Genomic DNA, 6,108 nt, shown 5'->3' on the forward strand with positions numbered 1-6,108 from the left:
CTTTATATCCATTTTTACAAAAGGAAATAATAGGCTATAGTGTTTTAGGAAAACCAATAGTAGAATTAAAAATTGGAAATGGTCCTAAAAAGATTCATATGAACGGATCCTTTCATGCAAATGAGTGGATTACAACAAGTATTATGATGTATTGGTTAAAGAACTTTTTGGCATCTTTAGTTAATAATCAGCTTTTAGATGGCAATTGCTGCAGTTCTTTATATAAAGAGGTAACTCTCTCATTTGTGCCAATGGTTAATCCAGATGGTGTTGATCTTGTTCGGAATGGCTTACCAAATAACTCAAAGTACAATAAGTTAATTCTTGAAATAAATGGCTATAGCCTTGATTTTTCACAATGGAAGGCAAACATTAGAGGCGTTGATTTGAATAATCAATACCCTGCTAATTGGGAGATCGAAAAAGAGAGAAAAATACCTAAAGGTCCTGCCCCACGTGATTATCCAGGAGATGCCCCGTTAACAGAACCGGAAGCAATTGCATTAGCAGATATAGTTCAGAAACGGCAATTTGACCGTGTCCTTGCTTTTCATACACAGGGAGAAGAAATTTATTGGGGTTACTTAGGGAAAGAGCCCAAAGAAGCTGGCCAAATTGTTGCGGAATTTGAAAGATTAAGCGGATATAAAGCTATAAGAAATATTGATAGTCACGCTGGTTTTCGAGACTGGTTCGTCAATGAATATGAAAAGTCGGGATTTACTATTGAATTAGGACTAGGTGTAAATCCATTGCCTTTTGAACAGTTTGATGAAATGTATACAAAAAGCAAAGGAATATTTTTGGCTGCATTATTTATGTAAATTTCATAAGTTTATGAAACAAAATCTCATGTAATACGTATTAATAAGTAGAAGAAGATTTACTATAAGATAGGCTGTTTTCGCAATAAATTTGGTAAAAACAGAGAGTGGTTGATTTCCGCGGGACTGCATAGCTAACTCGGCGCTCTTTGCCTATGTGTATGCTTCACTAGTTCCGCATAATCAACCTATTTATTTTTCCTGTAAAACAGCAATCTTTTAGAAAAATTAATAACGACAAATAGAGAGGTGAAAATGAGAGTTGATGAGATTAATTAAGTTGGTTTTTCTCCTTATGTTCACGTTACTTCTTTGTGCAGGCTGTGTATCATCTCATCAACAAGAGAAAAATAAGGATCTTCCACCTACGGAGGATGTACAAAAGTCGAGAGAGGAATCTAATCAGCAAAGTAAACATGATGAAGTTATTTCTACTGAAATAGATGAAAGTGTATTCCATTCAGTAGCTGATTGGAAAGATGAGGAATCAATCTTTTACATTACTAATAGAGCAAATGGGTCAACGATCCATTCCTATAATATATATACTGGAGATTCTTCTATATTTTTCCGTTCTGAAGCACCGATAGTACAGTTTGAAGCAAATAGCAACCATTCCTTGTTTTTAGTACATACAAGTCCTACAACATATGAAGCTAATTTAATCATATTAGATGAAAAAGGTGAAATACAATATAATACAAAAATTCAGTCATTTGAATTAGAATTTACTTGGAATCAGCTTAATCATGAAGAATTATTTGTGTCTAGTTTTAATGAGGATTGGACATATAATACATATATTATAAATACTACGGAAAAGTCTATAACAGATAATCCAGTTAAGATTCCTTTTATGCAATGGGTTGGGGATACTAAAATTTCCTATTTGAAGTGGAATCAGGATGTACCAACTTTAACTGCACCAATGTATATCTATGATCGAAAAATGAAAGAAGAGTCACTTTTTGCAAATAATGTGTTAACAAATACTAATTATTCAAATGTTATGACTACGGTTGAAGTTTTCGATGATAAAGGAAATGCATCTATAAAGTTTTATGAATTAAGTACAATGAAGCTAATAAATGAGTTGCCAACAAGAGTGGTGTCACTTTATTCAGATTGGTCAATTCCATACCAGGATTATAATGAAGATAAACAAGTTTTTTACTTATTAGAAGTAAATGAGGAAAATACTTCTTATTCTTTAATATCGTATAATATTGAAACAAAAGAAAGGAAAGTATTAATTGAAGGCCTTGAAAATTATCAATTTAAATTATCTCCTAATGGGGATTATGCATTATACGGCCCAAGATTTGAGTATATGATTGATTTAAAAAACAAAAAACTAGTGGATTTAATAACATTCAAATAGTGAATAAGAAAGGAAAAGATGATCATGGCTATAGTAGATGTAACAGTAATTCCTATTGGAACTAACGATCCTAGTGTAAGTAAATATGTGGCTAATATTCAGACGGTCTTAAAAAAGTATGAGCTTGAGGAGAAGATTACGTATCAATTAACACCTATGAATACTATTATTGAAGGAGAATTATCAACTCTATTTGAAGTTATTAAGGCTATTCATGAAGCACCTTTCAGCATGGGCATTAATCGAGTAGCTACTAATATTCGTATTGATGATCGCCGCGATAAAAATACAACAATGCAAGGAAAATTGGAAAGTGTTCAAAAGCACTTATAATAATTAAAGAGAGGCTGACTCATTGGGGATTTATATCCCTTGATTGAGACAGCCTCTTTTAAAGCTACAATTGTTTATCACAGATGTACCTTCTTCTAAATGATAGCGTTTTAATTCAAAAGCATAAAAGTTATGTATGCATTAGTGTGTAGTAGGGAATCCGTTGTTTAATACAGTCATAACTGCAAACCATCCGAACACAGCCAAAGCACCGAACGCAAAAATCATCCCAAGAAAGTTTTTTTCTTTTAATGAACGAATCAATCCAAAAATAGCAAGAATGGTAACAAGTCCGAAAATAATTACTAAACCCATTAAAAAGCCCCCTTACGCTATATAAATTATATTCATTGTACCATGTAAAAAAAGGAGAAGATACAAACAATTCCTTATAATATTTTAATCGGTTTCATTAGCTTTGTCGAGTTAATTTTGGATTCATTTGCCATAGTTTACTAATAGAATACCCAAAGGAACGACAAATCAAACTGCTAAATGTAAAGCTTGAACCCTGAAAAAATAAGTGTAAAATAAGAGTAATTCATCAAATAGGAGTTGTTTAAAATGAATTGGAGACAAATACCACTAGGCCCACTTCAAACAAATTGTTATTTATATACCAATGGCAATAAGGAATGTTTAATAATTGATCCAGGTGGTGAAGCACAAAAACTGACGAGTATTATACAACAACAACATTTAAAACCTCTAGCAATTTTGTTAACACATGCTCATTTTGATCATATAGGAGCTGTAGACGAAATCCGAAATGAATGGAAAATTCCGGTTTATGTACATAAAAATGAAAAGGATTGGCTAACGAATCCATCATTAAATGGGTCAGAATATTTTATGGCTGGGAAAATTAAGGCATCTGAGCCAGATCATCTTATTAAAGATGAAGGAATGATAGAAATAGGGAATTTTAAGCTGAGAGTTTTTGAAACACCAGGTCATTCACCAGGAAGTGTTTCATATTATGATATTCAGTCCGGAATTGTCTTTTCTGGAGATGCATTGTTTGCAGGAAGTATTGGGAGAACTGACTTGCCTGGAGGTAATCATGAAACATTACTCAAAAGCATTCATGAAAAGTTATTAACACTACCAGAAGAAACACTTGTATTATCAGGTCACGGACCGGATACAACGATAGAATTAGAAATGGAAGGAAATCCATTTTTGAATGGATTTTAAAATTAGTTATAAGAACTAAGTGAGTTTCCTAAGTAGAGGAGTATGTCAAAGTGAGTAAGTACAGCTTTGAATAACGAGGTCTAACAAAAAAGAAACAGGCAGTAAAAAGCTGCCTGCTTCTTTTTTTATTCATAAAATTTAATGACCAGCACCTTGTCCTGGAATCATCATAAATGTTGTCCAATACGTAAATCCGACAAAGAAAATAGTTAAATATGCACCAAAGATATAAATGTACATACGTTCAGTTAATTTTAAGTAAGATAAAAAGACGAAAAACCCTGTTTGCCCGAAAAATAGTAAGGAAGTAGTCTTCATGTCTCCAAGATAAAACATGACTGCGAAGATTCCTGTCCAAAAACCTAATACTCGGAACATACGATCCATATGTATTCCTCCCTTTGTTGGTTTTGCCACAAACTGCCATGTTGTTTTAATACATGAGTCATTCTTATGTGATGTAATAACAACGTTTATAATAGCTTTAGACAAATCATCCTCATGTATAAGAAACTGCCACTTTCATTATTATAATGTACCTTTCCCATAATTGTAAATAGCGTTTACATTTCCTTCTCCAAATTAAAAATGATGTGTAATATGGAAAAAGATAATAAATTAGATTTTATATCCTGAATTTTTGAACAATTGACCATATCATTCTATAAAAGACCATTAGAAAACAAAATTGTTTTGATGAATAATACTTTTTTTGTAAGATGCTCTTTCTTTTATTATTTTGTACAATTACCTTGTAAATATACAAATAGAAGGGAGATGACGATATGCAAGCAATTGAACAATTAAGTGAACGATTAATTGAGGAGGCATGTGCGTTACATGCGTCAGATATTCATTTAATTCCTAAGGCACAAGAAACACAAATACATTTTCGGGTTGATGATGAACTAATCGAAAAGCATTCGATGAAAAAAGAAATATGTGACAGAATTATCTCTCATCTGAAATTTTTAGCATCGATGGATATAGGTGAACGAAGAAGACCTCAAAGTGGTGCGCTTTCTCTAGAGACGCCAAACATAAATGTCCACCTTCGCTTATCAACGTTGCCTACTATTTATGAAGAAAGCTTAGTAATCCGAATTTTACCACAAGGGAAAATTCCAGCGATTGGGGAATTAGCGCTATTTCAAACAACGACGAAAAAGTTATTATCGATATTAAACCACTCACACGGACTGATGATTTTTACTGGACCAACTGGCTCAGGGAAAACGACTACTCTTTATTCACTTATGCACTATGCAAAACGACATTTCAATCGAAATATTATCACGCTCGAAGATCCTGTTGAAACGAGAAGTGATGAGGTTTTGCAAGTTCAAGTAAATGAAAAGGCAGGAATTACCTACGCGACAGGTTTAAAAGCTATTTTAAGACATGACCCGGATATTATTATGGTTGGTGAAATCCGCGATAGGGAAACGGCACAAATAGCGATAAGGGCGAGCTTAACAGGACATTTAGTACTTTCTACAATGCATACGAGAGATGCAAAAGGGGCGATATATAGATTGCTTGAATTTGATGTTAGTTTATCGGAGATTGAGCAGACTTTAATTGCTGTTTCTGCCCAACGACTCGTTCAAATAAAATGTCCTTTTTGTGAAGGGCCATGTTCCCCATTTTGTCGAAAGCTTCGAAAAAATAGAAGGTTAAGTGTATATGAAATCTTATATGGAAGGAATTTAGCAGCAGTTGTTAAGGAAGCGAAAGGAGAATCAACTGTATACCGATATCCTACATTAAAGGATGTGATTAAAAAAGGGATCGCATTAGGTTATTTATATCCAAATTCATATGATCGTTGGGTATATAACTATGAAGATTAAACATGTATGGAGTATTAAAGAGCAAGCAACACTGCTAAAAAGATTAAGTACTTTATTAGAGAAAGGTTATACACTAAATGAGGCTTTAAATTTTCTATATGTAAATGAAAAAGGAAAGAAAAAAGATGATTTGAATATTTGCTTGTCACAGCTGACTGCAGGCTATTCACTTAGGAAAGCCTTCACTATCCTTCGTTTTCACCGTGATGTACTAAGCTATTTGTATTTCGCAGAAGAGCATGGTGATTTGGAATTTGCATTAAAAGAGGGCAGTGAAATACTTCATAAAAAAATAACCCATTTAGATCAATTATTTAAAATTCTTCGCTATCCAATATTTTTAATTATTACCGTCTTTGTTATTCTTGGATTTGTTCAATCGGTTATAACTCCACAGTTTGAACAACTATATTCCTCTATGAACATCGAGTCTTCATTCTTCTCGCAATTTCTATTACTTATATTTTCATCACTTCGATGGTTGGCGACTTTTGTTTTTATGTCTTTTATAGTTTTAGTT

8 protein-coding genes are annotated in these 6,108 nt (G+C 33.0%); 6 read left to right on the top strand and 2 right to left on the bottom strand.

The genetic code is table 11. The features are described 5' to 3' along the window. The 3 genes from HU235_RS21980 to HU235_RS21990 form a co-directional block, all read left to right on the top strand. Positions 1-824, top strand: an 824-nt coding sequence (locus HU235_RS21980; RefSeq protein WP_174881593.1) for a M14 family metallopeptidase, incomplete at its 5' end; no start/stop codon positions are given. Positions 825-1,089: 265 nt separating this feature from the next. After that, complete coding sequence (locus HU235_RS21985) at positions 1,090-2,205, top strand: YqgU-like beta propeller domain-containing protein (RefSeq protein WP_325100950.1); 1,116 nt, start codon at positions 1,090-1,092, stop codon at positions 2,203-2,205. Positions 2,206-2,229: 24 nt separating this feature from the next. Next, positions 2,230-2,538, top strand: coding sequence for an MTH1187 family thiamine-binding protein (locus HU235_RS21990; protein WP_174881595.1), 309 nt, complete (start codon positions 2,230-2,232; stop codon positions 2,536-2,538). Positions 2,539-2,679: 141 nt separating this feature from the next. On the opposite strand, the gene HU235_RS21995 is transcribed toward HU235_RS21990, so the two are convergent. After that, the gene (locus HU235_RS21995) at positions 2,680-2,853 is read right to left on the bottom strand and encodes a DUF2759 domain-containing protein (protein ID WP_095299816.1); all 174 of its coding nucleotides are present in this window, start codon (positions 2,851-2,853) and stop codon (positions 2,680-2,682) included. Positions 2,854-3,102: 249 nt separating this feature from the next. Between HU235_RS21995 and HU235_RS22000 the strand changes: the two genes are divergently transcribed. Beyond that, a complete protein-coding gene (locus HU235_RS22000) occupies positions 3,103-3,735 on the top strand; it encodes an MBL fold metallo-hydrolase (RefSeq protein WP_095299817.1) in 633 nt (210 codons plus the stop codon). Positions 3,736-3,873: 138 nt separating this feature from the next. Here HU235_RS22000 and HU235_RS22005 read toward each other — a convergent pair whose 3' ends face one another. Next, complete coding sequence (locus HU235_RS22005) at positions 3,874-4,122, bottom strand: DUF2626 domain-containing protein (RefSeq protein WP_095299925.1); 249 nt, start codon at positions 4,120-4,122, stop codon at positions 3,874-3,876. A gap of 398 nt (positions 4,123-4,520) precedes the next feature. Between HU235_RS22005 and comGA the strand changes: the two genes are divergently transcribed. Next, a complete protein-coding gene (gene comGA / locus HU235_RS22010) occupies positions 4,521-5,588 on the top strand; it encodes a competence type IV pilus ATPase ComGA (RefSeq protein ID WP_174881596.1) in 1,068 nt (355 codons plus the stop codon). Beyond that, on the top strand, positions 5,578-6,108 hold a 531-nt coding region (locus tag HU235_RS22015), incomplete at its 3' end, for a type II secretion system F family protein (protein WP_174881597.1). The genes comGA and HU235_RS22015, both read left to right, overlap by 11 nt.

This window comes from Metabacillus niabensis, from assembly GCF_902829255.1.
In the GTDB taxonomy this organism is placed as follows: domain Bacteria; phylum Bacillota; class Bacilli; order Bacillales; family Bacillaceae; genus Metabacillus; species Metabacillus niabensis.